This is a genomic window from Photorhabdus laumondii subsp. laumondii (assembly GCF_003343245.1).
GTDB classification, from domain to species: Bacteria; Pseudomonadota; Gammaproteobacteria; order Enterobacterales; family Enterobacteriaceae; genus Photorhabdus; species Photorhabdus laumondii.
In genome coordinates this window covers 5,502,188-5,528,387 of record NZ_CP024901.1, presented here as the reverse complement: position 1 = coordinate 5,528,387, position 26,200 = coordinate 5,502,188, and the positions used below count along the sequence as shown (strand labels likewise).

Annotated in this window: 17 protein-coding genes, 2 tRNA genes and 4 rRNA genes; 18 read left to right on the top strand and 5 right to left on the bottom strand. The window is 45.1% G+C overall.

Annotated elements, in window-relative coordinates; genetic code table 11:
• On the top strand, nt 1-396 hold the full coding sequence (locus tag PluTT01m_RS24450; RefSeq protein WP_011148817.1) for a type III secretion system chaperone: 396 nt from the start codon (nt 1-3) through the stop codon (nt 394-396).
• 293 nt (nt 397-689) lie between these two features.
• Here the strand turns inward: PluTT01m_RS24450 and PluTT01m_RS24445 are convergent, their stop codons facing one another.
• From PluTT01m_RS24445 to argE, 3 genes are all read right to left on the bottom strand, one after another.
• Nucleotides 690-1,271 carry a YolA family protein gene (locus PluTT01m_RS24445; protein WP_011148816.1) on the bottom strand — a complete coding sequence of 194 codons (582 nt, stop codon included), beginning with the start codon at nt 1,269-1,271 and terminating at the stop codon, nt 690-692.
• Nucleotides 1,272-1,585: 314 nt separating this feature from the next.
• Nucleotides 1,586-4,222, bottom strand: a complete 2,637-nt coding sequence (ppc, locus tag PluTT01m_RS24440) for a phosphoenolpyruvate carboxylase (protein WP_011148814.1) — start codon at nt 4,220-4,222, stop codon at nt 1,586-1,588.
• 282 nt (nt 4,223-4,504) lie between these two features.
• A complete protein-coding gene (gene argE / locus PluTT01m_RS24435; protein ID WP_011148813.1) occupies nt 4,505-5,662 on the bottom strand; it encodes an acetylornithine deacetylase in 1,158 nt (385 codons plus the stop codon).
• Nucleotides 5,663-5,764: 102 nt separating this feature from the next.
• Here argE and argC point away from each other — a divergent pair, with 102 nt between their 5' ends.
• The 5 genes from argC (at nt 5,765) to oxyR (ending at nt 11,568) form a co-directional block, all read left to right on the top strand.
• Nucleotides 5,765-6,769 (top strand): N-acetyl-gamma-glutamyl-phosphate reductase, encoded by a 1,005-nt coding sequence (gene argC / locus PluTT01m_RS24430; protein ID WP_011148812.1) that lies wholly within the window; start codon nt 5,765-5,767, stop codon nt 6,767-6,769.
• 25 nt (nt 6,770-6,794) lie between these two features.
• The gene (argB, locus tag PluTT01m_RS24425; RefSeq protein WP_011148811.1) at nt 6,795-7,568 is read left to right on the top strand and encodes an acetylglutamate kinase; all 774 of its coding nucleotides are present in this window, start codon (nt 6,795-6,797) and stop codon (nt 7,566-7,568) included.
• 68 nt (nt 7,569-7,636) lie between these two features.
• A complete protein-coding gene (locus PluTT01m_RS24420) occupies nt 7,637-8,851 on the top strand; it encodes an argininosuccinate synthase (RefSeq protein ID WP_011148810.1) in 1,215 nt (404 codons plus the stop codon).
• 152 nt (nt 8,852-9,003) lie between these two features.
• Entirely contained in the window at nt 9,004-10,383 is a 1,380-nt protein-coding gene (argH, locus tag PluTT01m_RS24415) for an argininosuccinate lyase (RefSeq protein ID WP_011148809.1), read from the top strand.
• A gap of 279 nt (nt 10,384-10,662) precedes the next feature.
• Entirely contained in the window at nt 10,663-11,568 is a 906-nt protein-coding gene (gene oxyR / locus PluTT01m_RS24410) for a DNA-binding transcriptional regulator OxyR (RefSeq protein ID WP_011148808.1), read from the top strand.
• On the opposite strand, the gene sthA is transcribed toward oxyR, so the two are convergent.
• Nucleotides 11,560-12,957: a Si-specific NAD(P)(+) transhydrogenase gene (gene sthA / locus PluTT01m_RS24405; protein WP_011148807.1), complete on the bottom strand. Its 1,398-nt coding sequence runs from the start codon at nt 12,955-12,957 to the stop codon at nt 11,560-11,562. The two genes, oxyR and sthA, sit on opposite strands and share 9 nt — an antisense overlap.
• 374 nt (nt 12,958-13,331) lie before the next feature.
• Between sthA and fabR the strand changes: the two genes are divergently transcribed.
• Nucleotides 13,332-13,976, top strand: coding sequence for an HTH-type transcriptional repressor FabR (gene fabR, locus PluTT01m_RS24400; RefSeq protein ID WP_011148806.1), 645 nt, complete (start codon nt 13,332-13,334; stop codon nt 13,974-13,976).
• A gap of 23 nt (nt 13,977-13,999) precedes the next feature.
• Nucleotides 14,000-14,371, top strand: a complete 372-nt coding sequence (locus PluTT01m_RS24395) for a YijD family membrane protein (RefSeq protein ID WP_011148805.1) — start codon at nt 14,000-14,002, stop codon at nt 14,369-14,371.
• Nucleotides 14,372-14,433: 62 nt separating this feature from the next.
• Here the strand turns inward: PluTT01m_RS24395 and trmA are convergent, their stop codons facing one another.
• Entirely contained in the window at nt 14,434-15,537 is a 1,104-nt protein-coding gene (trmA, locus tag PluTT01m_RS24390; protein ID WP_109792008.1) for a tRNA (uridine(54)-C5)-methyltransferase TrmA, read from the bottom strand.
• Between the two features lie 180 nt (nt 15,538-15,717).
• Between trmA and btuB the strand changes: the two genes are divergently transcribed.
• From btuB to birA, 10 genes are all read left to right on the top strand, one after another.
• Nucleotides 15,718-17,577 (top strand): TonB-dependent vitamin B12 receptor BtuB, encoded by a 1,860-nt coding sequence (gene btuB / locus PluTT01m_RS24385; protein WP_011148803.1) that lies wholly within the window; start codon nt 15,718-15,720, stop codon nt 17,575-17,577.
• Complete coding sequence (gene murI / locus PluTT01m_RS24380) at nt 17,522-18,385, top strand: glutamate racemase (protein WP_011148802.1); 864 nt, start codon at nt 17,522-17,524, stop codon at nt 18,383-18,385. The genes btuB and murI overlap by 56 nt, the downstream gene beginning before the upstream one ends.
• Nucleotides 18,386-18,752: 367 nt before the next feature.
• A 16S ribosomal RNA gene (locus tag PluTT01m_RS24375) occupies nt 18,753-20,297 on the top strand.
• Between the two features lie 82 nt (nt 20,298-20,379).
• Nucleotides 20,380-20,455, top strand: a tRNA-Glu gene (locus tag PluTT01m_RS24370).
• 187 nt (nt 20,456-20,642) lie between these two features.
• Nucleotides 20,643-23,551, top strand: a 23S ribosomal RNA gene (locus tag PluTT01m_RS24365).
• A 143-nt stretch (nt 23,552-23,694) separates the two neighbouring features.
• Nucleotides 23,695-23,810: ribosomal RNA gene (gene rrf / locus PluTT01m_RS24360) — 5S ribosomal RNA — on the top strand.
• Nucleotides 23,811-23,849: 39 nt separating this feature from the next.
• A tRNA-Thr gene (locus tag PluTT01m_RS24355) sits at nt 23,850-23,925 on the top strand.
• 21 nt (nt 23,926-23,946) lie between these two features.
• Nucleotides 23,947-24,062 (top strand): 5S ribosomal RNA (gene rrf / locus PluTT01m_RS24350).
• Together the 16S, 23S and 5S rRNA genes with 2 tRNA genes alongside form the textbook arrangement of a ribosomal RNA operon.
• A gap of 137 nt (nt 24,063-24,199) precedes the next feature.
• Nucleotides 24,200-25,225 carry a UDP-N-acetylmuramate dehydrogenase gene (gene murB / locus PluTT01m_RS24345; protein ID WP_011148801.1) on the top strand — a complete coding sequence of 342 codons (1,026 nt, stop codon included), beginning with the start codon at nt 24,200-24,202 and terminating at the stop codon, nt 25,223-25,225.
• Nucleotides 25,222-26,181 (top strand): bifunctional biotin--[acetyl-CoA-carboxylase] ligase/biotin operon repressor BirA, encoded by a 960-nt coding sequence (birA, locus tag PluTT01m_RS24340; RefSeq protein WP_011148800.1) that lies wholly within the window; start codon nt 25,222-25,224, stop codon nt 26,179-26,181. The genes murB and birA overlap by 4 nt, the downstream gene beginning before the upstream one ends.
• Nucleotides 26,182-26,200 lie beyond the last annotated feature (19 nt).

Here is a 26,200-nt window from a genome sequence, read left to right as displayed (position 1 = left end):
ATGTTTAATGCCTTATTATCGGAACTGTGCCGACGCCTTGGGCAGACCGAAGAATCTCTGCATGCGGAAGGGCTCGATCTACCTCTCGGCCCTTTTAGTTTGCATATCCGCCAACGCGATGAGTTGGTAACTTTGTTTATTCCACTAGGTGATGTCGAACCTTGTTCGTTGGCTACATTGGCCGATTGGCCATCATTGCAACTGAGCCGTAGTGGTGAGGGAGAGACTCTGCTCTGGAGCCGTGAATGGTTGGAGAGGCTGGATGCTGAGCTGTTGACCAACTTGGTCGAGCGGATGTTACAGCAAGCTAGGGACCTTACGGCTACGGCACCTATCACTGAAAGCCAAGAATGGCCGCCGTTAAGTATTCAAGGGAGTTCGTGGCATAAAGTTTAGGCGAAAAACCTTAAGAAGCTTTAAGAGATTAATCAGGTGTATTATTGTAAGCCACGAGCGATATTATTTTGTGCATTCGTTGATTAATGACTTTATTACTGGGTACAGGCACTTCTACAGAGGGAGCCTAACGGAAATAATTTGTGAAAAATTCACAGAAGTAAACTTTTAAGTTAATTTAATATAATTACTTAATTACGAGGCTAAACCATCGGCGTCGATATCTATTCGTAAAAATGAACAAGGGCGGTTTCCCGCCCTTTACAGACTCTTAAGCGGGTTTCAGCAGTAGATCAAAGAATGCTAATCTGCGTTGACATGGTATTTCGAGGCCAATTAGCGGAAGTGTTCTGGTAGCTGAAGATACCGTTCTGGTAGCCATCGAGGCTGTATTCCTTAAGGAAACCAACCACAATTTGGCCCGCAGCACATGGCCAATTGTAGTACCCGTTTGTGATGCAAACAGGTGTAGAAGAGTACAGCGAGTATGGCAGTGCGCCGCCGTTCATCCAAGCAAAGGAGTTATAGCCGTAGCCAACTTCCAGAACGGCGGCGCGGAGCTGCTGTCCTCCATGATTGCAGTTTGTCACCGGCAAGTTGGAAGTGTATTCCCATCCGCAATTCGTTGAGCCAACGGCATAGACCCACATATTGGTTAGCGGAGGTGCAGGGGCGTAAGCTACCCCAGATTTAATGTCGAGCTTTTTATCTTCTTCAGCCCGAATAGGACTCTCAGGGTTAGGCAGTAGCTGAGGTTGAGCTGCCAGGGCATTTTGAGCAGTAGGGACCTCCTTCGGTTGCTCTGTTTGGGCATAGGCATTAACGCCAAACAAGGAAGCAAGAGATAGCAATATGGCAAGTTTATTTTTCTTCACGACTGAATCCTCTTAGAAATGGAAAAGCACAATTCTAGGGAAGTGAGAGAAAATCACATTATTAAATTTTATTTATGTAATGATCGAAATTTTTGCGGGGGTTATTGCTTCCGTGCTTATTTTACTGCGGAAAAAGGGTTGGATAAGTGATAAGGGATTTTTCTTAAATTAGGCTTCGTCTGGTGAAAAATGGCTTCTTTTTCGTTGTCTATTGAGCACATGTTGTACGGGGTTGTCTGGAGAAAAAAGATACCGGTACTGTGCTCAATAGTGTTACTACCGTCGTGCGGAGATTGTCTCCTGTCTGACTGCGACTAACCTGTATTTCGCATTCCTGCTGCGATACCGGCAATGGTGACCATCAACGCTTGTTCAACCTGTGGATCAGAATATTGCTGTTGACGGGAACGGAGTAATAGTTCTACCTGTAGGACGTTTAATGGATCAGTGTAAACATTACGCAGGGCGATTGATTCTGCAATCCACGGTAAATCTGCCATTAGGTGTTCATCTTTGGAAATGGCTAATACCGTCTTAATATCCGCGGAGAGTTGCTTGCGCAGTTTCTGACCTAGCGGCCATAAGTTCTTATCTACCAGACGATGATCATAATATTCTGCCAACCACAAATCAGCTTTGGCGAAGACCATTTCCAACATACCAATCCGAGTGGTGAAAAAAGGCCAATCACGGCACATTTCTGCTAGTACATCCTGTTTCCCATCATTTACAACTTGTTGTAGCGCGGCACCTGCACCTAACCAGGCTGGTAACATTAGACGATTTTGTGTCCAGGCGAAAATCCACGGGATAGCGCGTAAACTTTCCACACCACCCGCCGGATGACGTTTGGCTGGGCGAGAACCTAAAGGCAGTTTGGCTAATTCCTGTTCTGGTGTTGCCGCGCGGAAATAAGGTACAAAATCGGGCTGTTCACGCACATAATCGCGATACATCTTACAGGAAACATCAGATAGGGTATCCATCACCTGATGCCATTCTGGTTTAGGTTCCGGTGGTGGTAGGAGGTTTGCTTCCAGAATCGCACTGGCATACAAGGCTAAGCTACTGATAGTGACCTGTGGCAGACCGAATTTAAAGCGGATCATTTCGCCTTGCTCGGTCACACGTAGGCCACCTTTCAGGCTTCCCGGTGGTTGGGAAAGCAGCGCTGCATGTGCTGGCGCCCCGCCACGGCCGATAGTACCGCCGCGACCATGGAATAAGGTCAGCGTAATACCCTCTTTTTCACAAACATTGATCAAGGCATCCTGTGCTCGGTATTGTGCCCATGCCGCAGCCATCACTCCGGCATCTTTTGCTGAGTCAGAATAACCAATCATCACCATCTGTTTGTCATGAATCAGTTCGCGATACCATTGAATATTCATTAATTGCTGAATGATATTTTCAGCATTATTCAGGTCATCAAGGGTTTCGAACAATGGGGCAACGGGTAAAGTGAACGGACAACCGGCTTCTTTCAGTAGCAAGTGAACTGCTAATACGTCAGAAGGTGCTTTAGCCATTGAGATAACGTAAGCGGCGATAGCGTCTTGCGGTGACTCGGCAATCACTTTACAGGTTGCGAAAACTTCTTGCGTTTCAGCGCTCGGCTGCCAGTTGTGTGGAATCAATGGACGTTTGGAGTGTAATTCATACAGTAGGAAAGCCTGTTTTTCTTCTTCTGACCAACTGGCGTAGTCACCTAATTCCAGGTATTGCGTCAGTTCAGAAATGGCAGTTGTATGGCGAGTGCTTTCTTGACGTACATCGATGCGTACCAGCGATAAGCCGAAACAACGGATACGGCGTAAGATATCTAATAATTGACCGTTGGCAATGATTTCCATCCCGCAGGTTTTTAGTGACTGATAACAGGCGTAAAGTGGTTGCCAAAGCTGTTCGTTATCCACCAGCAAATCAGTTGGTGGCAGAACTTGCTCTCCTTTCAGTTGCTTCTCCAAATAGGTCAATGTATTGCTGAGTTGTGTCCGCAATTTTTTAGCAATTTCTCGGTAAGGTTCCAGAATTTCATCACCCCCAGCTAGTTTACGAACTTCTGGTGTGCATTCAGACATGGAGAGCTCAGAAACCAGAACCTGAATATCTTTTAGGAATAGATCGGCTGCTTTCCAGCGGCTAAGCAGTAATACATGACGAGTGACTTCAGCGGTGACATTCGGGTTACCGTCCCGGTCGCCGCCCATCCAAGAAGTAAAGCGGACAGGTACCGCTTCAACTGGCAGGCTGTAATCAATTGACTCTTCCAGTTGTTCATTGAATTCACGCAGGAATGCTGGTACACCCTCCCACAAGCTGTTTTCCACCATAGCAAACCCCCATTTCGCTTCATCAATTGGGGTAGGACGGATTTTGCGGATTTCATCGGTATGCCATGACTGGGCAACTAACTGGCGCAGACGGCGCATAATGTTGTTACGCTCATAATCCGCTAGATCATCGTGATCGAGTTGCGATAGACAGGTGTTAACGGCTACCAGTTTATGGATCAATGTACGACGAGCGATTTCAGTTGGGTGAGCGGTGAGAACCAGTTCAATAGACAGTTCATTTACCGCTTTTTTCAGATCGCCATTATTGAAATTTTTTTCTTTTAAGCGAGTGAATAATTTCGCTAACGCAACGGGGTTGCTGGCAGCTTCACCATGCGGGGAGATACTGTGATATTGTTCTGCGACGTTTGTCAGGTTGAGAAATTGATTGAAAGCACGGGCAACTGGTAACAGTTCATTATTAGATAGGTTTTGCAATGTAGATAATAGCTGCTGGCGGTGTGCTTCATTACCTGCGCGGGATGATTTGGATAATTTGCGGATAGTCTCAACTTTATCGAGAATATCTTCTCCTAAAGCTTCTTTGATCGTGTCTCCGAGCAGCTTACCTAGCATGCTGACATTACTACGCATTGCAGAATATTGTTGGTTCATGTGACTCTTAGCCTTTATTGCTGGCAGAATGTTGATTCTGTTTCTGTAGAAAAATTTTATTTAAGTGGCGGGAAGTTATTTTTTGTGGCGCCACAGTGTTGCATTGACCCTAAGCCCTCATATTCATATCAGAAAATAATCAGTTTGGGCGAAATTTCTAAAATTTAATGGCAGGTCATACTCTATAAGTATTGCTTATGTATCAGAATGCTTGGGAGGAGTACTTTTGTTGATTGTTATGATGCTTGAGTCCCCCTGACTTTTGGGGGACGAGTAAAACGATTAATTATTGCTTAGACAAAAATGATCTATTAACTGGGAAATTATCTTTCTGGTAGGTCCAATAAATGACATATCAATGAACTCATCCGGTTGATGTGCTTGTTCAATAGAGCCCGGGCCAAGGACTAAAGTTGGGCATACTTTCTGAATGAAGGGTGCTTCGGTACAGTAATTGACCGTTTCAGCTTTGCGCCCTAGCAGTTTTTCAATCACGTCAACCATTTTGTGATCGGTTGGACATTCATAACCGGGAATAGGGGAATGTAATTCATCGATAGTTAAGCGGCCAGGCCAACGTTGCTTCATTGGTTCTAGCGCTTCATTTAGCAGTCCGTTCAGATCCTGTAGCGTTAGTCCCGGTAATGGGCGAATATCCATATGTAATTCACAATGGGCACAAATACGGTTTACTGCGTCACCTCCATGAATATAGCCGAAGTTCATGGTTGGGTATGGAATGGTAAACGCCGGGTTGTTGTAATGCTCTTTTAATGTATTGCGTAGTTCAATCAGGTGACCAATAGATTCGTGCATCAAGTCAATGGCATTTATACCACGATCTGGATCACTGGAGTGCCCGGATTGGCCAACAATGCGGATAGCGTTTGATAAATGTCCTTTGTGTGCACAGATAGGATGCAATGAAGTGGGTTCACCAATAATAGCGAAATCTGGGCGGATAGTGGTACTTGCGGCAAAATAGCGGGCTCCCGCCATTGTCGTCTCTTCATCTGCGGTTGCCAGAATGTACAGCGGACGGGTTATTTTGCTGACATCAATGTCCCGCAACGCATCAATAATAAAGGCGAAAAAGCCTTTCATGTCTGCTGTACCTAAACCGTACAGTTTGTTATCGCGCTCTGTCAGGGTGAAAGGATCTTTCGTCCAGAGACCTTCGTCGAAGGGTACGGTATCAGTGTGTCCACACAATAGTAATCCACCTGGGCCACGTCCCAATGTAGCTAGTAGATTGTATTTTCCGAGGGTTTCGGGGACGGGCTGTATCTCAATTTCGAAACCAATTTCTTTCAACCAACTTGCCAGTAGGTTGATGAGAGACTCGTTACTTTGGTCAATACTGATATCGGTGGCACTGATAGATGGAGTCGCGATTAATTGCCGAAATAGCTCAATAAATGGAGGTAATTTAATATTCACTGTTGACAGCCTTTATTCATGATAGTATCAATATTCATGCATTTTTTTTGAATAAAAATACATTATCCCGTTTAAATACTGAGCACAAGGTAACGATATCCTATGTTGAATACGCTGGTTGTTGGTGCAAGTGGTTACACCGGAGCAGAACTGGCAGCATATCTGCATCGTCATCCGCATATGAATCTGATTAGGCTCATGGTTTCTGCTCAGAGCGTTGATGCAGATAAATGCTTCTCAGATTTACATCCACAGTATAAAGGCATTGTTGATCTACCGCTGCAACCGCTGACTGATATTATTAATGCTGCTAAAGGGATTGATGTGGTTTTCCTTGCCACCGCCCATGAAGTTAGTCATGACATTGCGCCGCTATTTCTGGCAGCAGGTTGCACTGTATTTGATCTCTCCGGTGCCTACCGCGTACAAAATGCTCAGATTTATCAACAATACTACGGATTCAAACATAAGCATACTGAATGGTTAGCACAAGCAGTATATGGACTTGCCGAATGGCAGGCTGAAAACATCAAACAGGCCCAATTAGTTGCTGTACCGGGATGTTACCCAACAGTTTCTCAACTCTGCCTGAAACCGCTGTTGGAAAATAGTTTGCTGGATATCAGCTATTGGCCGGTGATTAATGCGACTAGTGGTGTAAGTGGAGCAGGCCGGAAAGCCAGTATGACCAACAGTTTCTGCGAAATCAGTTTGCAACCTTATGGAATATTTACCCATCGTCATCAACCGGAGATTGAGGAACATCTGGGAACCAGAGTGGTTTTTACTCCACATCTTGGCAATTTCGCCCGGGGTATTCTTGCCACAATTACCTGTAAGTTGAAGCCGGGTGTTACCGCAGAACAGATAGATGAGGTGTATCGTCAAGCATACAAAGATAAGCCATTGGTAAGGCTTTACAGCAAAGGAGTACCAGCATTGAAATCCGTTGTTGGGTTACCGTTCTGTGATATTGGTTTTGTTGTACAGGGTGACCATCTGATTGTTGTAGGTACTGAGGATAATCTTTTGAAGGGCGCGGCAGCTCAGGCAGTTCAGTGTATGAATATACGTTTTGGGTTTGAAGAAACTCAGGCATTACTTTAATTATTGACGTGAAGGAGTAGAGCAGATGGAACCTTTAGTCATAAAGTTAGGTGGCGTGTTACTGGACAATGAAGAAGCATTGGAACGTGTGTTTACTGCATTGCAGGAATATCGGCAAACACATGAACGCCAGTTGGTTGTTGTTCATGGGGGGGGATATCTGGTGGATGAGCTGATGGAGAAGTTGCAGCTACCGATAGTGAAGGAACAAGGATTACGAGTAACACCCGCTGATCAGATTGGGATTATCACCGGCGCATTGGCTGGTATCGCCAATAAGACCTTGTTGTCGTGGGCGACTAAATATCAACTTGCATCAGTTGGATTATATTTAGGAGATGGTAATGTGGTCACGGTTTCCCAACTGAGTGAAGAGTTGGGGCATGTGGGAAAAGCGATGCCGGGCGATGCTAAGTTGCTGAAAACGTTATTGGATGCGGGTTATATGCCCATTATCAGCTCGATTGGGGTAACGGATAAAGGGGAGCTGATGAATGTGAATGCCGATCAAGCAGCAACGGCGATAGCTCAGACGCTAGGTGCTGATTTGGTATTGCTCTCTGATGTTAGCGGTATTTTGGATGGTAAAGGGCAGAAAATCCCTGACATAAATGTTGAGAAAGCAGAACAGCTTATTGCTCATGGCATCATTACTGACGGTATGATTGTGAAGGTGAATGCCGCTCTAGATGCAGCCAGGACATTAGATCGTCCGGTAGATATCGCCAGTTGGCGTCATGCAGATCAACTGACCGATCTATTTAACGGTGTTCCCGTCGGTACTCGTATTCTGGCTTAAATTAAGTTTGATTAATTTTCGGCAAAGCTTTGCTGATAAATAACAACGGAATTTCAAAGGGTAACTTCATGCATACTAAAGATATCAAAAAAATCGTTCTTGCCTATTCTGGTGGTCTGGATACTTCTGCCATTATTCCTTGGCTGAAGGAGCATTATGGCAACTGTGAAGTTGTTGCGTTTGTTGCTGATGTGGGGCAAAGCCGTGAAGATTTGGAAGGCGTGGAGCAGAAAGCTTTGCGTTCTGGCGCGTCAGAATGTCACGTTGTGGATCTGCGTGAGGAATTCATTAAAGATTATGTTTATCCGGTACTGAAAACCGGTGCTCTGTATGAAGGTAGCTATTTGTTGGGCACTTCAATGGCACGCCCCATTATTGCTAAAGCACAGGTTGAATTGGCACTGAAAGTAGGAGCAGATGCACTTGCTCATGGTGCAACAGGTAAGGGTAACGATCAGGTTCGGTTTGAAAGCACTTATACGGCATTAGCCCCTCAGCTAAAAGTAGTTGCACCGTGGAGAGAGTGGGATTTACGTTCCCGTGAAGCGTTGCTGGATTATCTGAAAGCACGAGATATTCCAACCACTGCAACATTGGAGAAAATTTACAGCCGTGATGAGAATGCGTGGCATATCTCTACCGAAGGTGGCGTACTGGAAAGCACTTGGAATGCATCCAATAAAGATTGTTGGGTGTGGACAGTCGATCCAGAAGAGGCACCAGATGAAGCTGAATTGGTTAGTGTCATGATTGAGAAAGGCGAGGTTGTTGGGGTCAACGGCAAAGTAATGTCTCCATATCAATGCCTTGAAGCGCTGAATATTCTGGGAGTAAAACATGGTATCGGTCGTATCGATATCGTGGAAAACCGGCTGGTGGGAATGAAATCTCGTGGTTGTTATGAAACACCGGGAGGAACCATCATGATGGCTGCGTTGCGTGGTGTTGAACAACTGGTTCTGGACCGCGATAGCTTTAAATGGCGTCAGCAGCTTGGGCTAGAAATGTCTTATGTCGTTTATGACGGACGTTGGTTTGCCCCGCTACGTCGATCTATTCAGGCAGCGGCTGAGACGTTGGCTGCGGATGTCAGCGGTGAAGTAGTACTGAAACTCTATAAAGGGCAGGTAACAGCGATCCAGAAAAGATCAACAAATAGCCTTTATTCTGAAGCGTTTGCAACGTTTGGTGAAGATGAGGTTTACGATCACAGCCATGCAGCAGGATTTATCCGTCTGTATTCTCTCCCTTCGCGCATTCGGGCATTAAATAGTAAAGAGTAATTTCATCGTTCGTAGTTATGGAGGTAATGACCAGATCGTGAATTCATCCTTGTATTTGATTTTTCGAGTCTATTATCTCCATGTTGCGAATGAAATTGCTGTTTATGAAAGGTAATCAATCACTCAGACATCAGATAATCAGGAACAAAAATATGGCACTCTGGGGCGGGCGTTTCAGTCAGAAAGCAGATCAACGGTTCAAACAATTTAACGATTCACTTCGCTTTGATTACCGGTTAGCGGAACAGGATATTACCGGTTCAGTTGCATGGTCGAAAGCGTTGATAACGGTTGGTGTGTTGACCGTTGAAGAACAACAAAGATTGGAGCTGGCATTAAATGAATTGCTGAATGAGGTTCAGGCTAACCCACAAGCCATCTTGCAAAGTGATGCAGAAGATATCCATAGTTGGGTAGAAGGGCAGTTGATCAGTAAAGTTGGTGGGCTGGGTAAGAAGCTTCACACTGGTCGTAGCCGTAACGATCAGGTGGCAACAGATCTTAAACTTTGGTGTAAAGAATACATTTCACATCTCCATCAGGCAATTGTGGAATTACAACAGGTATTGGTGATCACCGCAGAGAAGAATCAGGATACGGTGATGCCGGGTTATACCCATCTGCAAAGAGCGCAGCCTATTACATTTGCTCACTGGTGCTTGGCATATGTAGAAATGTTGGTCCGTGATGAAAATCGGTTACAGGATACTTTAAAACGGCTGAATACTAGCCCGCTTGGGTGCGGTGCATTGGCTGGAACCGCTTATGATATTGACCGCGAACAACTAGCATCATGGCTAGGTTTTGCTTCAGCGACGCGTAACAGCCTAGATAGTGTTTCAGATCGTGACCATGTATTGGAACTGCTATCTAATGCCAGCATTAGTATGATCCATCTTTCCCGTTTTGCGGAAGATCTCATTTTCTTTAATAGCGGTGAAGCAGGATTTATTGAACTGTCAGATCGAGTCACTTCCGGTTCTTCTCTGATGCCACAGAAGAAAAACCCGGATGCACTGGAGTTAATCCGTGGTAAATGTGGCCGAGTGCAGGGGGCATTAACCGGTATGATGATGACCTTGAAAGGTCTGCCGCTGGCTTATAATAAAGATATGCAGGAGGATAAAGAAGGGTTGTTTGATGCGCTGGACATTTGGCTGGATTGTTTGCATATGGCTGCGTTGGTGTTAGACGGTATTCAGGTCAGGCGTTCACGTTGCGCAGAAGCAGCTAAACAGGGTTATGCTAACGCGACTGAATTAGCTGACTATTTGGTTGCAAAAGGGGTTCCATTCCGTGAAGCCCACCATATTGTTGGGGAAATTGTGATGATGGCGCTTACTCAGGGTAAGGCTCTGGAAGCGTTGCCATTGACAGAGTTGCAGAAGTTCAGCAGTGCAATTATTGAAGATGTATATGATATTTTGTCTCTGCAATCTTGCTTGGACAAACGCCTTGCAAAAGGTGGCGTATCGCCAAAACAAGTTATGAAAGCGATTGTAGAGGCTAAACAGAGGCTAAAATTAAGTTAGTCATCGTCAGCAGTGGGGATTAATCTATCCCCTATGGATTTCAAGATGCATCGCGACGGCAAGGGAGTGAATCCCCGGGAGCATAGGTAACTATGTGACCGGGGTGAGCGAGTGCAGCCAACAAAGAGGCAACTTGAAAGATGACGGGTATATCCCCTGTAAAATAAGTGAGATCTTTATATATAAGTTTTTAAGGATTATCTGATAGTCTTTTCCTCACATTGATATAATTATCTATTGGTAGTTTCTATCATTTATATTAAATATGTTGAGGTGGGAATGAATATCCGCGATCTGGAATATCTTGTGGCGCTTGCGGAGCATCGGCACTTTCGCCATGCTGCTGATTCTTGCCACGTTAGCCAGCCTACGTTAAGCGGGCAAATTCGTAAGCTTGAGGATAATCTGGGGGTCATGTTATTAGAGCGCACCAGCCGTAAAGTTTTGTTTACGCAGCAAGGGATGTTATTAGTAGAACAAGCCAGAACAGTTCTCCGTGAGGTGAGGATTTTGCAGGAAATGGCATCACTTCAAGGGGAAAATATGTCTGGTCCTCTGCATATTGGCTTGATCCCGACAGTTGGTCCATATCTGTTGCCTCATATTATCCCTAGGCTTCATAGTTTGTTTCCTAAGTTGGAAATGTATCTGTATGAAGCCCAGACTCAAAGTCTGTTAGCCCAGTTGGATAGTGGCAAATTGGACTGTGCGATTCTGGCAATGGTTAAGGAGACAAGAGATTTCATTGAAGTGCCATTGTTTGAAGAACCCATGAAACTAGCTATCTATGATGACCATCCTTGGGCGGAGCGTAAAAAAATCGCTATGGATGAATTGGCAGGTGAAAAATTGTTGATGCTAGAAGATGGTCATTGCTTGCGTGATCAGGCAATGGGGTTCTGTTTTCAGGCTGGTGCGAAGGAAGATACCCATTTTCGTGCAACCAGTTTGGAAACCCTGCGTAATATGGTTGCTGCCGGTAGTGGAATAACCTTATTGCCTGATTTGGCAGTGCCACAAGAGAAAAAACGTGATGGCGTCTGCTATCTGGAGTGTAACAGCCCTGAACCTAAGCGGTCTGTTGTTTTGATTTATCGTCCTGGTTCACCTCTGCGTGGTCGCTATGAGCAACTTGCAGAGGCTATTAGAGCTAAAATGGGCACTTATTACGGGCAATCAAAATAGCCGGTTAAGGCCGTTTAAAGCCGCGACACGGTAGGCTTCAGCCATAGTTGGATAGTTGAAAGTAGTATTGACGAAATATTCGATAGTATTACTTTCACCTTTCTGTTCCATAATTGCCTGGCCGATATGAATAATTTCAGCCGCACGTTCCCCGAAACAATGAATGCCAAGAATCTCTTTTGTTTCTCTGTGGAACAGTATTTTCAGGCTTCCTACGTTCATCCCCGCAATTTGTGCGCGTGCAAGATGTTTAAATTGTGCGCGTCCAACTTCATAAGGCACTTTCATTGCTGTTAATTGCTGTTCGGTTTTACCTACAGAGCTAATTTCAGGAATGGTATAGATACCCGTTGGGATATCTTCAATCAGATGAACTTCGGCGTTTCCTTTCGTCATCGCTTGGGCGGCAATTCGGCCTTGATCATAAGCAGCTGAGGCCAAGCTTGGATAGCCGATAACATCTCCTACAGCGTAGATATTTTCGTTGCTGGTTTGATAGATCTTATTAACTTTCAGTAAACCGCGGCTATCTGCTTCTAGACCAACGTTTTTTAGCCCTAAAGTATCCGTATTACCTGTTCGACCATTAGCATAAAGCAGACAGTCAGCTTTGACTTTTTTACCGGATTTAAGGTGAACGATAACACCATCATCAACACCTTCAATTTTAGAATATTCTTCATTGTGGCGGATCACTATACCGCTATTCCAGAAATGGTAAGAAAGTGCATCTGACATCTCTTGATCAAGGAAGGCGAGTAAGTGATTACGAGTGTTAATCAAATCAACTTTTACGCCTAATCCACGGAAGATTGAAGCATATTCGCAACCAATCACTCCGGCACCGTAAATAATGACATGCCGTGGCTCATGATCCAGTTTCAGAATGGAATCGCTGTTATAAATACGGGAGTGAGTGAAATCGACATCTGGCGGACAATATGGGCGAGAACCAGTTGCGATAATAATCTTATCTGCGCTTAAAATATCGTGGTTATCGTCAGCATAGCGCACACTCACCCGGTGGTCATCAATGAATGTTGCTTCTCCGGAAAACATACGACACCCATTACGTTCGTAAAATCCTTGACGCATTCTAGTTTGCTGATTAATTACCATTTCAGCACGGCGCAGGATTTCAGCAAATGAAGAGCGAAGAACGCGGGAATTATCACTGTACAGAGGATTTTGGTTAAATTCAATAATACGACTGACGGCGTGGCGGAGGGCTTTAGACGGGATGGTACCCCAATGAGTACAACCACCGCCGACATTATTATAGCGTTCAATAACAGCAACGCTTTTACCCTGTTTCACCAATCCCATTGCTGCTCCTTCTCCACCGGGACCAGAACCAATGACAATGGCGTCAAAATGAATATGTTGCATAGAGGAAAGACCTGTTTTTACACAAAATTACAACGCTATATTAACATTGGTTGACTTAATAACCCAATCATCATAAGGAGTTTATGTCATCGTTTAGGGTGAATTGAACATAGTTTTACCCGTTATGCTGATACCATGAAGTTTTTGGAAAATAAATAATTATCTAACGATCGAATTAGCAAAGGGGAAATGCTCCTTTAATGATTTTCTGACTACGCGTAGTCACCTTTATCATCTTAATATCTAATAAGAAAATGCGCTGATAAAATGACATGGATCATTATAAATGACATGATAAGCATATCATTACGGCAAACGTATTAAAATTTGGTATATTTCCTAACATGTAGTTCAGATAAAGAGTCAGGATTCGTGTGAGTAACATTATCGGCATCAGAGCGAAACAGAAAGAAAAAACTCGTCGTTCACTGATTGAAGCGGCTTTCAGCCAGTTGAGTGCCGAAAGGAGTTTTACCAGCCTTAGCTTGCGTGAAGTCGCCCGTGAAGCAGGTATTGCACCCACTTCATTTTATCGTCATTTCCGCGATGTTGATGAGCTTGGGCTCACTATGGTGGATGAAAGTGGTTTGATGTTACGTCAGTTAATGAGGCAAGCCCGGCAACGTATTGCTAAAGGTGGCAGTGTCATCCGCACGTCTGTTTCAACTTTTATGGAATTTATCGGTAATAACCCAAATGCATTCCGATTATTATTACGTGAACGTTCAGGGACTTCTGCTGAATTTCGTGCCGCTGTCGCACGGGAAATCCAACATTTTATTGCTGAGCTGGCAGACTATTTAGAACAGGAAAGCTGTATGCCGAGGCATTTTACTGAAGTGCAGGCAGAGGCAATGGTAACAATAGTATTCAGTGCAGGTGCAGAAGCACTGGATATTGATTTGGAGAAAAGACAGCGTTTAGAAGAACGTTTAGTCTTGCAGCTACGGATGATTGCTAAAGGTGCATATTATTGGTATCGCAAAGAAATGAACCCACCGAACCCTAAACTTAAATAACTATGAAGGAGGAGAACGAAATGATGGAACAATATCGCCAGGACAAAAGTACATTGTTACTCGCTTTTATTGTCGGATTAGCAACGAATGGAACATTTTCAGCAGTTTTTAGCTCAGTTGTTTCTTTTTCAGTTTTCCCATTGATAACATTGATTTTATCAGTTTATTGTATCCATCAGCGCTATTTGAATTACTCAATGCCAGATGGGATGCCTAAGTTGGTTGTCGCCTGTTTCCTCTTAGGATTATTTAGTTATAGTGCGATTATCAGGGTTGAATACCCTGAAATTGGCTCTAATTTTCTGCCCGCAGTAATGGGTACCGTACTGGTATTTTGGATTTACAGAAAGGTAAAAATTCGTAAAAACCAGGCAATTACAGAAAATTGTCATTAATTGATGAAAAACGCCGGAGAGATCTATCTGCCGGCGTTTTTGCTTTATATGTTTGTCAAGTATCAGTTTAATTTTTCCAGAAGCACGCCGCATTCCATATGATGAGTATAAGGAAACTGATCAAACAGAGCCAGATGGCTAATTTTATGCGTTTGGGTTAATGTCTCCAGATTATGGCAAAGGGTTTCCGGGTTACAGGAAATATAAAGAATCCGTGGATATGCCCGGACCATCTCAAGTGTTTTTTCATCAAGGCCGCTACGTGGTGGATCGACAAAGATAGTTTCACATTGATAGCTTTTTAAATTTATTCCCTGAAGGCGATTAAATTCGCGTTCACCATTCATTGCTTGGGTGAATTCCTCTGCTGACATTCGGATAATTTGTACATTATCAATACCATTGGCTGTAATGTTGTATTGAGCGGCCGCAACGGATGGCTTGGCAATTTCTGTTGCCAATACTCGTTCAAAATTTTGAGCTAGTGCCAGAGAGAAATTGCCATTACCACAATAGAGCTCAAGTAAATCACCTTTTGAATCTTTGGTAATATTAATTGCCCATTCAAGCATATGAATATTGACGCTAGCATTTGGTTGGGTGAAGCTGTTTTCCACCTGGCGATAAATCATTTTTCGGCCTGCGACAGGTAAAACCTCATCAATATAATCATGATCCAATGTGATTTTGGTTTTAGCGGCTCTGCCAATTAACTCAACGTCAAACCCTTTATGTCTTAACGCTTCACGCAGTCTTAATGCTTGTTGTGTCCATTCTTCCCCCAATTTTTTGTGATAAAGCAGAGAAACAAGGATTTTATTACTGCAAGTAGACAGATAATCAATTTGAAATAGCTTATGACACAAGATCTGTTCAGATCTAATGGAGTCAATTAATACTACCATCATTTTGTTGATTAACTTACTGGCGACAGGGAATTGAACAAGGCGAATACGTTGTTTCGTCTGTTGATCGAACATAATATGGTACAAATCATCCTGCTCATGCCAGATTCGAAATTCTGCTCGCATTCTGTAATGAGATAGCGGTGAGCGGAAAACCTCTGGCCTCGGGGGCTGGAAAGGTGCCATCATGTTTTTTAAACGGCTGACTTTCTCCGTCAGTTGCTGTTCATAGCTTTCCGTTGGCAGGAGATTTTGCATTATGTTTGTTCTCTTATATCTGTAGTAAGAAAAATTTTCGTGCAAAATTGTAGGGAAAGAGCAAAGAATGTCCAGTTTTCTTATTACTCATACACGATCCTGTCTATGCTTACTATTATGAATAGGCTCAACGCTTCATCGTAGCGTGTCCTTCTAACAATAAATTGTGGGATGTTTTCTCTCATGATAAATAAAAAGCGGTTATTATTATCCACTGTTTCAATTATGGTGATTTCTGGCTGGAATCAAGCTTCTGCTGCGGTGGAGTCGCAGGATTCATTGGTTGTGACGGCGAGTCGTTTTAAACAGCCGATATCAAGCATATTGGCTCCTTATACTGTTGTAACACGAGATGAAATTGATCGTTGGCAGTCAAATAGTGTAGCCGATATTTTGCGTCGTTTACCCGGTGTTGATATTGCGCGGCATGGAGGGATTGGACAATTAAGCTCTTTGTTTATACGTGGTACTCATGCTAGTCATGTATTAGTACTGATGGATGGAATACGTTTGAATCAAGCGGGCATCAGTGGCTCCTCTGATTTAAGCCAAATACCTGTATCATTGGTTCAGAAAATTGAGTATATCCGTGGACCACGCTCCGCTGTTTATGGTTCTGATGCTATTGGTGGTGTTATTAATATCATCACTACCAGAGAGAAGCTAGGAACCAGCCTTAATGTAGGTATCGGCTCACATGGCTATCAAACTTATGATGGTGCAACTCAACAAACGCTAGCTGAAAATACAGTTCTGACAGCAGCAGCTAACTATACTTATACCAAAGGATACGATGTTGTTGCTGATGGTAATACCGGTGGTTTTAGACAACCTGATCGTGACGGCTTCATGAGCAAAATGCTTTGGTTAGGAGTCGATCAAAAATTTAATGAGCAAGTCAGTGGATTTGTTCGAGCTTATGGCTATAACAATAGAACATCTTATGATGCGGATATTAATTGGAGTTATCCATATGCCAGACCGGATACTCGTGAACTTTATAGTCGCCACTATGACATGGGAGTCAGATTTAACCAAGGGATCTACTCATCCCAGTTAATTACAAGTTATAGTCATACAAAAGACTATAACTTTGATCCTCAATATGGACGCTATGATAAGTCTGCTAGCCTTAATGATTCTGAACAATATAACTTGCAATGGGGGAATACTTTTCAGCTATATCAGGGCATAGTCAGTACCGGTGTGGATTTCCAAAAACAATCGATAGAAGCTGGAACCAGTTATATTCCGAAGAGTAAAACGGTACGTAATACAGGAATGTATCTGACAGCACAGCAACAACTGAAAGATTTTATTTTAGAAGGTGCAATTCGTTCAGATAAACATTCAGAAGCTGGCTGGAATACAACATGGCAAGCCAGTTTAGGTTGGGAGTTTATTAAAGATTATCGCTTGATAGCCTCTTATGGTACGGCATTTAAGGCTCCAACGCTCAGCCAGATGTACGGTTTTGGTGGTAATCATGATTTGAAACCGGAAGAAAGTAAACAATGGGAAGGCGGTATCGAAGGCGTCACTGGCCAGCTAACTTGGCGTATGACTGTATATCGCAATGAGATTGAGCAATTGATCGATTATGCGAATAGCCGCTACTACAATATTGGTAAAGCGAAAATTAAAGGTGTTGAGTGGACTGGCTTAATAGACACTGGCATGTTTCAGCATCAATTGACAATACAGTATATTGACCCCCGTAATAGTGAAACTAATGAAATTTTAGTTCGTCGTGCGAAGCAGCAAGTGAAATATCAACTTGACTGGCAGTTATATGATTTTGATTGGGGGTTAACTTATCAATATCTAGGGCGGCGTTATGACAAGGATTTCAGTACATCCCCGGCTAAGCGTGTGAAATTAGGTGGCGTCAGCTTTTGGGATTTAACAGTTTCATATCCAGTCACTTCTTATCTGACAATTCGTGCTAGAATAGCCAACCTGCTTGATAAAGATTACGAGACAGTTTATGGCTATCGCATTCCAGGACGTGAATACTACCTCACTGGGAGCTATAACTTCTGATTTAAATAAAGCCGCACGCCCAACAGTTTTAGTGTTTGATTCTGGGGTAGGCGGCTTATCTATTTACCAAGAGATCCGACAATTATTACCAGATCTCCATTATATATATGTTTTTGATAACGAAGCATTCCCTTATGGTGAAAAATCGGAAGAGTTTATTGTTGAACGAGTCGTTCAAATTGTTGGTGCTATTCAGCAAAAACACCCTCTGACAATAGTGGTTATTGCATGTAACACTGCTAGTACAGTCAGCTTGCCAGCTCTGCGTGAGCGGTTCAGCTTTCCGGTTGTTGGTGTGGTTCCAGCGATAAAACCTGCTGCAAAGTTAACTCGTAATGGTGTCGTTGGATTATTGGCGACTAGAGCAACAGTTAATCGTTCCTATACAAAAGAACTTATCGAAAAGTTTGCGACAGGTTGCAGGATTGAATCTATAGGTTCTGCTGAATTAGTAGAATTAGCTGAAATTAAACTGCATGGTGGTAAGGTCTCTCCCGATATTTTAAAAAAGATACTGAAACCGTGGCTTGGAATGAAAAAACCACCTGATACAGTGGTATTGGGTTGTACCCATTTTCCATTATTAGCAGAAGAATTAGTTCAGATATTACCTGATGGCACGCGTTTAATTGATTCTGGTGTTGCTATTGCTCGAAGAACGGCTTGGTTGGTTAAACATCAGAATAATCTTGTTTGCACTTCAGCAGATAGTCTTGCTTACTGTATGAAAGTGAATACTGATACTGATGCATTAATCCCCGTTTTGCAGGAGTATGGATTTTCAAAACTAGAAAAATTGATAACTTAAGTTAAATTTGATGGAATAATCATCGGTCGTTAACTTTTTTCAAAATAATTATTGCCAGCGTCAAAGAACGCCCTATAATGCGCCACCACTGACCGACACAACGCTGATAAACATTGTGAGGTCGGGCAGAGAAAGCGATAATCAGTGCTTGACTCTGCGGGCGAACAGCGTAGTATACGCAGCCCGGCTGAACGAGAATGTTATTTTTTATGTCAGCCTGCTCTTTAACAATTAATCAGACAATCTGTGTGGGCACTCACAAGACCGTATCACAAAAAAATACGTTTTAAAGTCTTGAAGAGTGAACAACAGTTAATTCATTACGAAATAATTAGTCAGGAATTCTTTGAGCATCAAACTTTGATTTAAATTGAAGAGTTTGATCATGGCTCAGATTGAACGCTGGCGGCAGGCCTAACACATGCAAGTCGAGCGGTAACAGGAAAGTGCCTGCACTTTTGCTGACGAGCGGCGGACGGGTGAGTAATGTCTGGGGATCTGCCCGAGGGCGGGGGATAACCACTGGAAACGGTGGCTAATACCGCATAATGTCGCGAGACCAAAGTGGGGGACCTGAAAGGGCCTCACGCCGTCGGATGAACCCAGATGGGATTAGCTGGTAGGTAGGGTAATGGCCTACCTAGGCGACGATCTCTAGCTGGTCTGAGAGGATGACCAGCCACACTGGGACTGAGACACGGCCCAGACTCCTACGGGAGGCAGCAGTGGGGAATATTGCACAATGGGCGCAAGCCTGATGCAGCCATGCCGCGTGTATGAAGAAGGCCTTCGGGTTGTAAAGTACTTTCAGCGGGGAGGAAGGGTTTAGCCTGAAGAGGGCTGGACTTTGACGTTACCCGCAGAAGAAGCACCGGCTAACTCCGTGCCAGCAGCCGCGGTAATACGGAGGGTGCAAGCGTTAATCGGAATGACTGGGCGTAAAGCGCACGCAGGCGGTCAATTAAGTTAGATGTGAAATCCCCGGGCTCAACCTGGGAATGGCATCTAAGACTGGTTGACTGGAGTCTCGTAGAGGGGGGTAGAATTCCATGTGTAGCGGTGAAATGCGTAGAGATGTGGAGGAATACCGGTGGCGAAGGCGGCCCCCTGGACGAAGACTGACGCTCAGGTGCGAAAGCGTGGGGAGCAAACAGGATTAGATACCCTGGTAGTCCACGCTGTAAACGATGTCGATTTGGAGGTTGCGGTCTTGAACGGTGGCTTCCGAAGCTAACGCGTTAAATCGACCGCCTGGGGAGTACGGCCGCAAGGTTAAAACTCAAATGAATTGACGGGGGCCCGCACAAGCGGTGGAGCATGTGGTTTAATTCGATGCAACGCGAAGAACCTTACCTACTCTTGACATCCTCAGAATTTGCTGGAGACAGCGAAGTGCCTTAGGGAACTGAGAGACAGGTGCTGCATGGCTGTCGTCAGCTCGTGTTGTGAAATGTTGGGTTAAGTCCCGCAACGAGCGCAACCCTTATCCTTTGTTGCCAGCACGTGAAGGTGGGAACTCAAAGGAGACTGCCGGTGATAAACCGGAGGAAGGTGGGGATGACGTCAAGTCATCATGGCCCTTACGAGTAGGGCTACACACGTGCTACAATGGCGGATACAAAGTGAAGCGACCTCGCGAGAGCAAGCGGAACACACAAAGTCTGTCGTAGTCCGGATTGGAGTCTGCAACTCGACTCCATGAAGTCGGAATCGCTAGTAATCGTAGATCAGCATGCTACGGTGAATACGTTCCCGGGCCTTGTACACACCGCCCGTCACACCATGGGAGTGGGTTGCAAAAGAAGTCGGTAGCTTAACCGAAAGGGGGGCGCTGACCACTTTGTGGCTCATGACTGGGGTGAAGTCGTAACAAGGTAACCGTAGGGGAACCTGCGGTTGGATCACCTCCTTACCTGAGAGAGGTTGAGTGCAGTGCTCACACAGATTGTCTGATGAAAATAGAGTGCAAATGAGTCTGCGAAGCTGACCAGCGGGTCCCCTTCGTCTAGAGGCCTAGGACACCGCCCTTTCACGGCGGTAACAGGGGTTCGAATCCCCTAGGGGACGCCATATTGCGGGATGACGGGTGAAAGGCGTTGTCAGGTTATCTTTAAGCGGATTTAGGTGAATCTGTTTAGCGATAGATGCTCTTTAACAATCTGGAACAAGCTGAAAAATTGAAATACTCAATAATATCGCCGAGGTATTGTTGAGGTGTCTCTCAAGCTGAACAGTCCGAGACAGTTTCGGGTTGTGAGGTTAAGCGACTAAGCGTACACGGTGGATGCCTAGGCAGTCAGAGGCGATGAAGGACGTGCTAATCTGCGAAAAGCGTCGGTGAGCTGATATGAAGCGACAGAGCCGGCGATGTCCGAATGGGGAAACCCAGTGCAATGCGTTGCACTATCATTAACTGAATTCATAGGTTAATGAGGCGAACCGGGGGAACTGAAACATCTCAGTACCCCGAGGAAAAGAAATCAACCGAGATTCCCCCAGTAGCGGCGAGCGAACGGGGAGGAGCCCAGAACCTGCATCAGCGATAGCATCAGAGGAACGGTCTGGAAAGGCCGGCGAGAGAGGGTGACAGCCCCGTACTCGAAGATGGTATGGCTGTGAGTTCGATGAGTAAGGCGGGACACGAGAAATCCTGTCTGAAGGTGGGGGGACCATCCTCCAAGGCTAAATACTCCTGACTGACCGATAGTGAACCAGTACCGTGAGGGAAAGGCGAAAAGAACCCCGGCGAGGGGAGTGAAAGAGAACCTGAAACCGTGTACGTACAAGCAGTGGGAGCCGTGATTAATCAGGGTGACTGCGTACCTTTTGTATAATGGGTCAGCGACTTATATTCTGTAGCAAGGTTAACCGGATAGGGGAGCCGCAGGGAAACCGAGTCTTAACTGGGCGAAAGAGTTGCAGGGTATAGACCCGAAACCCGGTGAGCTAGCCATGGGCAGGTTGAAGGTTGGGTAACACTAACTGGAGGACCGAACCGACTAATGTTGAAAAATTAGCGGATGACCTGTGGCTGGGGGTGAAAGGCCAATCAAACCGGGAGATAGCTGGTTCTCCCCGAAAGCTATTTAGGTAGCGCCTCGTGAATTCATCTTCGGGGGTAGAGCACTGTTTCGGCTAGGGGGCCATCCCGGCTTACCAACCCGATGCAAACTGCGAATACCGAAGAATGGTATCACGGGAGACACACGGCGGGTGCTAACGTCCGTCGTGAAGAGGGAAACAACCCAGACCGCCAGCTAAGGTCCCGAAGTCATGGTTAAGTGGGAAACGATGTGGGAAGGCCCAGACAGCCAGGATGTTGGCTTAGAAGCAGCCATCATTGAAAGAAAGCGTAATAGCTCACTGGTCGAGTCGGCCTGCGCGGAAGATGTAACGGGGCTAAACCATGCACCGAAGCTGCGGCAGTGACACGCAAGTGTTATTGGGTAGGGGAGCGTTCTGTAAGCCGGAGAAGGTGGAGCTGTGAGGCCTGCTGGAGGTATCAGAAGTGCGAATGCTGACATAAGTAACGATAAAGCGGGTGAAAAACCCGCTCGCCGGAAGACCAAGGGTTCCTGTCCAACGTTAATCGGGGCAGGGTGAGTCGACCCCTAAGGTGAGGCCGAGAGGCGTAGCTGATGGGAAACAGGTTAATATTCCTGTACTGAATGTGACTGCGAAGGGGGGACGGAGAAGGCTAGGCCATCCGGGCGACGGTTGTCCCGGTTTAAGCGTGTAGGTGGGAGGAGCAGGTAAATCCGCTCTTCTGTGAACACTGAGGCGTGATGACGAGCCGTTACGGCGGTGAAGTGGTTGATGCCCGGCTTCCAGGAAAAGCCTCTAAGCCTCAGGTCATATTGAATCGTACCCCAAACCGACACAGGTGGTCAGGTAGAGAATACTCAGGCGCTTGAGAGAACTCGGGTGAAGGAACTAGGCAAAATGGTGCCGTAACTTCGGGAGAAGGCACGCTGGCGGTAGGTGAAGGGGTTTGCCTCCGGAGCTGAAGCCAGTCGCAGAGACCAGCTGGCTGCAACTGTTTATTAAAAACACAGCACTGTGCAAACACGTAAGTGGACGTATACGGTGTGACGCCTGCCCGGTGCTGGAAGGTTAATTGATGGGGTTAGCCGCAAGGCGAGGCTCTTGACAGAAGCCCCAGTAAACGGCGGCCGTAACTATAACGGTCCTAAGGTAGCGAAATTCCTTGTCGGGTAAGTTCCGACCTGCACGAATGGCGTAATGATGGCCAGGCTGTCTCCACCCGAGACTCAGTGAAATTGAACTCGCTGTGAAGATGCAGTGTCCCCGCGGCAAGACGGAAAGACCCCGTGAACCTTTACTATAGCTTGACACTGAACATGGAGCCTTGATGTGTAGGATAGGTGGGAGGCTGAGAAGTGCGGACGCCAGTCTGCATGGAGCCATCCTTGAAATACCACCCTTGAATGTTCGATGTTCTCACCTGGGCCCGTAAACCGGGCCGGGGACAGTGTCTGGCGGGTAGTTTGACTGGGGCGGTCTCCTCCCAAAGGGTAACGGAGGAGCACGAAGGTTGGCTAATCACGGTCGGACATCGTGAGGTTAGTGCAAAGGCATAAGCCAGCTTAACTGCGAGAGTGACGGTTCGAGCAGGTACGAAAGTAGGTCTTAGTGATCCGGTGGTTCTGAATGGAAGGGCCATCGCTCAACGGATAAAAGGTACTCCGGGGATAACAGGCTGATACCGCCCAAGAGTTCATATCGACGGCGGTGTTTGGCACCTCGATGTCGGCTCATCACATCCTGGGGCTGAAGTAGGTCCCAAGGGTATGGCTGTTCGCCATTTAAAGTGGTACGCGAGCTGGGTTTAGAACGTCGTGAGACAGTTCGGTCCCTATCTGCCGTGGGCGCAGGAAGATTGAAAGGGGCTGCTCCTAGTACGAGAGGACCGGAGTGGACGCACCGCTGGTGTACGGGTTGTCATGCCAATGGCATAGCCCGGTAGCTAAGTGCGGGAGAGATAACCGCTGAAAGCATCTAAGCGGGAAACTTGCCTTGAGATGAGTCTTCCCCTGACTGAGGTCACGGAAGGAACGTTTAAGACGAAGACGTGGATAGGCTGGGTGTGTAAGTGCAGCGATGCATTGAGCTGACCAGTACTAATGAACCGAGAGGCTTAACCTTACAACACCGAAGGTGTTTTGGTGTTCAGAGGGCAGCCGGCAGAAGCCGGTTGACAGCAGAGAGATGACTTTTCAGCTTGTTCAGAGATTGATTCGGGTGGTTGTGGCAGAAGAGCGACAACGGCCGGAAGAAAACCGAATATGCCTGGCGGCGATAGCGCGGTGGTCCCACCTGACCCCATGCCGAACTCAGCAGTGAAACGCCGTAGCGCCGATGGTAGTGTGGGGTCTCCCCATGTGAGAGTAGGACACTGCCAGGCTTTAATTTTTTGCGCCAACAGTGAGTTTGGGCAACTATTGCTGATATGGCTCAGTTGGTAGAGCACACCCTTGGTAAGGGTGAGGTCCCCAGTTCGAATCTGGGTATCAGCACCATGATAACGAATAAAGAATTTGTCTGGCGGCGATAGCGCGGTGGTCCCACCTGACCCCATGCCGAACTCAGCAGTGAAACGCCGTAGCGCCGATGGTAGTGTGGGGTCTCCCCATGTGAGAGTAGGGAACTGCCAGACTTTATTTTGAAACAAAAAGGCCACCCTTCTGGGTGGCCTTTTTGCATTTAACAAAGAACTAACTTAGTTTTCCAACTGTTTTCCACGCCTATAGCTGATAAACTACTTATTAAATAGCTTTATTGAGTGTTGAGTGAATGCTTTCTCTTAAAGAGTTTAATACCTTTGGGTTATCAGCCTATGCTAAACGTTTAGATATAGCTGAATCTGCCGAGTCCTTATTAGCTTTATGGCAAAAAGCCAAAAGCGAAAAACAACCTGTATTACTGCTTGGTGGAGGTAGTAATGTCTTATTTACTACAAATTTTGAAGGAACTGTGATTCTGAATAGAATTATGGGGATTCAACAGCGGGAGACAGATGAATCATGGCATTTACATGTAGGGGCGGGAGAAAATTGGCACGAATTAGTCTGTCATTCTCTTAAAAATCAAATCTATGGATTAGAGAATCTGGCTTTAATTCCTGGTTGCTCTGGCGCAGCACCAATTCAAAATATTGGTGCATATGGTATTGAATTTAGAGATGTGTGTGAATATGTAGATGTTCTTAATCTAGAAACTGGGGAACAAACGCGTCTTAGTGTTGGTGAATGTCAGTTTAGATATCGTGATAGTATTTTCAAGCATAAATATAAAGCAAATCATTCTATTATTTCTGTAGGATTATTGTTGAAGAAGAATTGGCAGCCAATATTGAACTACGGTAATTTAACTAGGCTATCGAAAGATAATGTAACTCCTCAGCAGATTTTTGATTCAGTATGTGCAATGCGCACCAGTAAATTACCTGATCCTGCAATAACAGGAAACGCGGGCAGTTTCTTCAAAAACCCAATTGTCAGTGCGGAAGTTGCGGCAAAAATCAAAGAAAATTACCCTGATAGCCCCCAATATTCTTACACGAATGGGATGTTTAAATTAGCGGCAGCTTGGCTCATTGAACGTTGTAATTTAAAAGGTTATCGCATTGGAGGTGCATCTGTGCATCTTAGACAAGCTCTAGTACTGATAAATCAGGAAAATGCTACAGGTAAGGATGTAGTTTTATTGGCTGCTTACATTCGCCGGCAAGTGATAAGTAAGTTTGGTGTATTACTTGAACCTGAGGTTCGTTTTATTGGTTCTAAAGGCGAAATTGATGCTGTGGAATGTATTTCATGAAAGATATAACCGTGCCATTACAGTTGATTAAGATTTTGTCTGACGGTGAAGTTCATTCCGGTCAACAGTTGGGACAATATTTAGGGATGAGTAGGGCTGGAATTAATAAACATATACAGACAATTCGTGAGTGGGGAATTGAGCTAGAAACAACTCTTGGTAAGGGGTATAGCCTTATGGCACCTATGCAGTTACTTGATGAGTCTACTATTTTGCAATACTTACCTCAGGATCGTATAACTGTTTTGCCAGTTATTGATTCGACTAATCAGTATTTGTTGGAACGTTTATCTGAATTGAAATCAGGGGATGCTTGTGTTGCAGAGTACCAGTATGCTGGCAGAGGGCGGCGTGGAAGGAAATGGGTTTCGCCCTTTGGTAAAAATCTTTATTTATCTATGTATTGGCGCCTTGAACAAGGACCTGCTGCTGCAATTGGATTGAGTTTGGTTGTTGGCATTGTTATTGCTGAAGTATTGCATCGATTTGGCGCTGGTAGAATTAGGGTAAAATGGCCAAATGATTTATATCTTGATGATAAGAAATTAGCGGGAATTTTAGTTGAACTAATAGGAAAGACTGGTGATGCTGCTCAGGTTGTAATAGGTGCGGGTATAAATATTTCGATGGATCATAAGGACGAAGAACCTATTAATCAGCAATGGATTAATTTGTTGCAGGCAGGAATTCAAGTTGATCGTAATAAATTGGCTGTAGAAATAATACTTGATCTAAGGAAAGCTCTAATTCAGTTTGAAAATAAAGGCTTGTCTTCATTTGTTTCTCGGTGGTTTGAGTTAGATAATTTTATGGATAGGCCGGTGAAATTAATTATTGGTAGTCAGGAAGTGTATGGTATAGCTAGGGGTATTAATCAGCAAGGTGCTTTGTTACTTGATCAGAATGGTGTCATAACCCCATATATTGGCGGGGAGATTTCTTTAAGAGGTTGTTAAAAATGACCGGAAGAGAAAT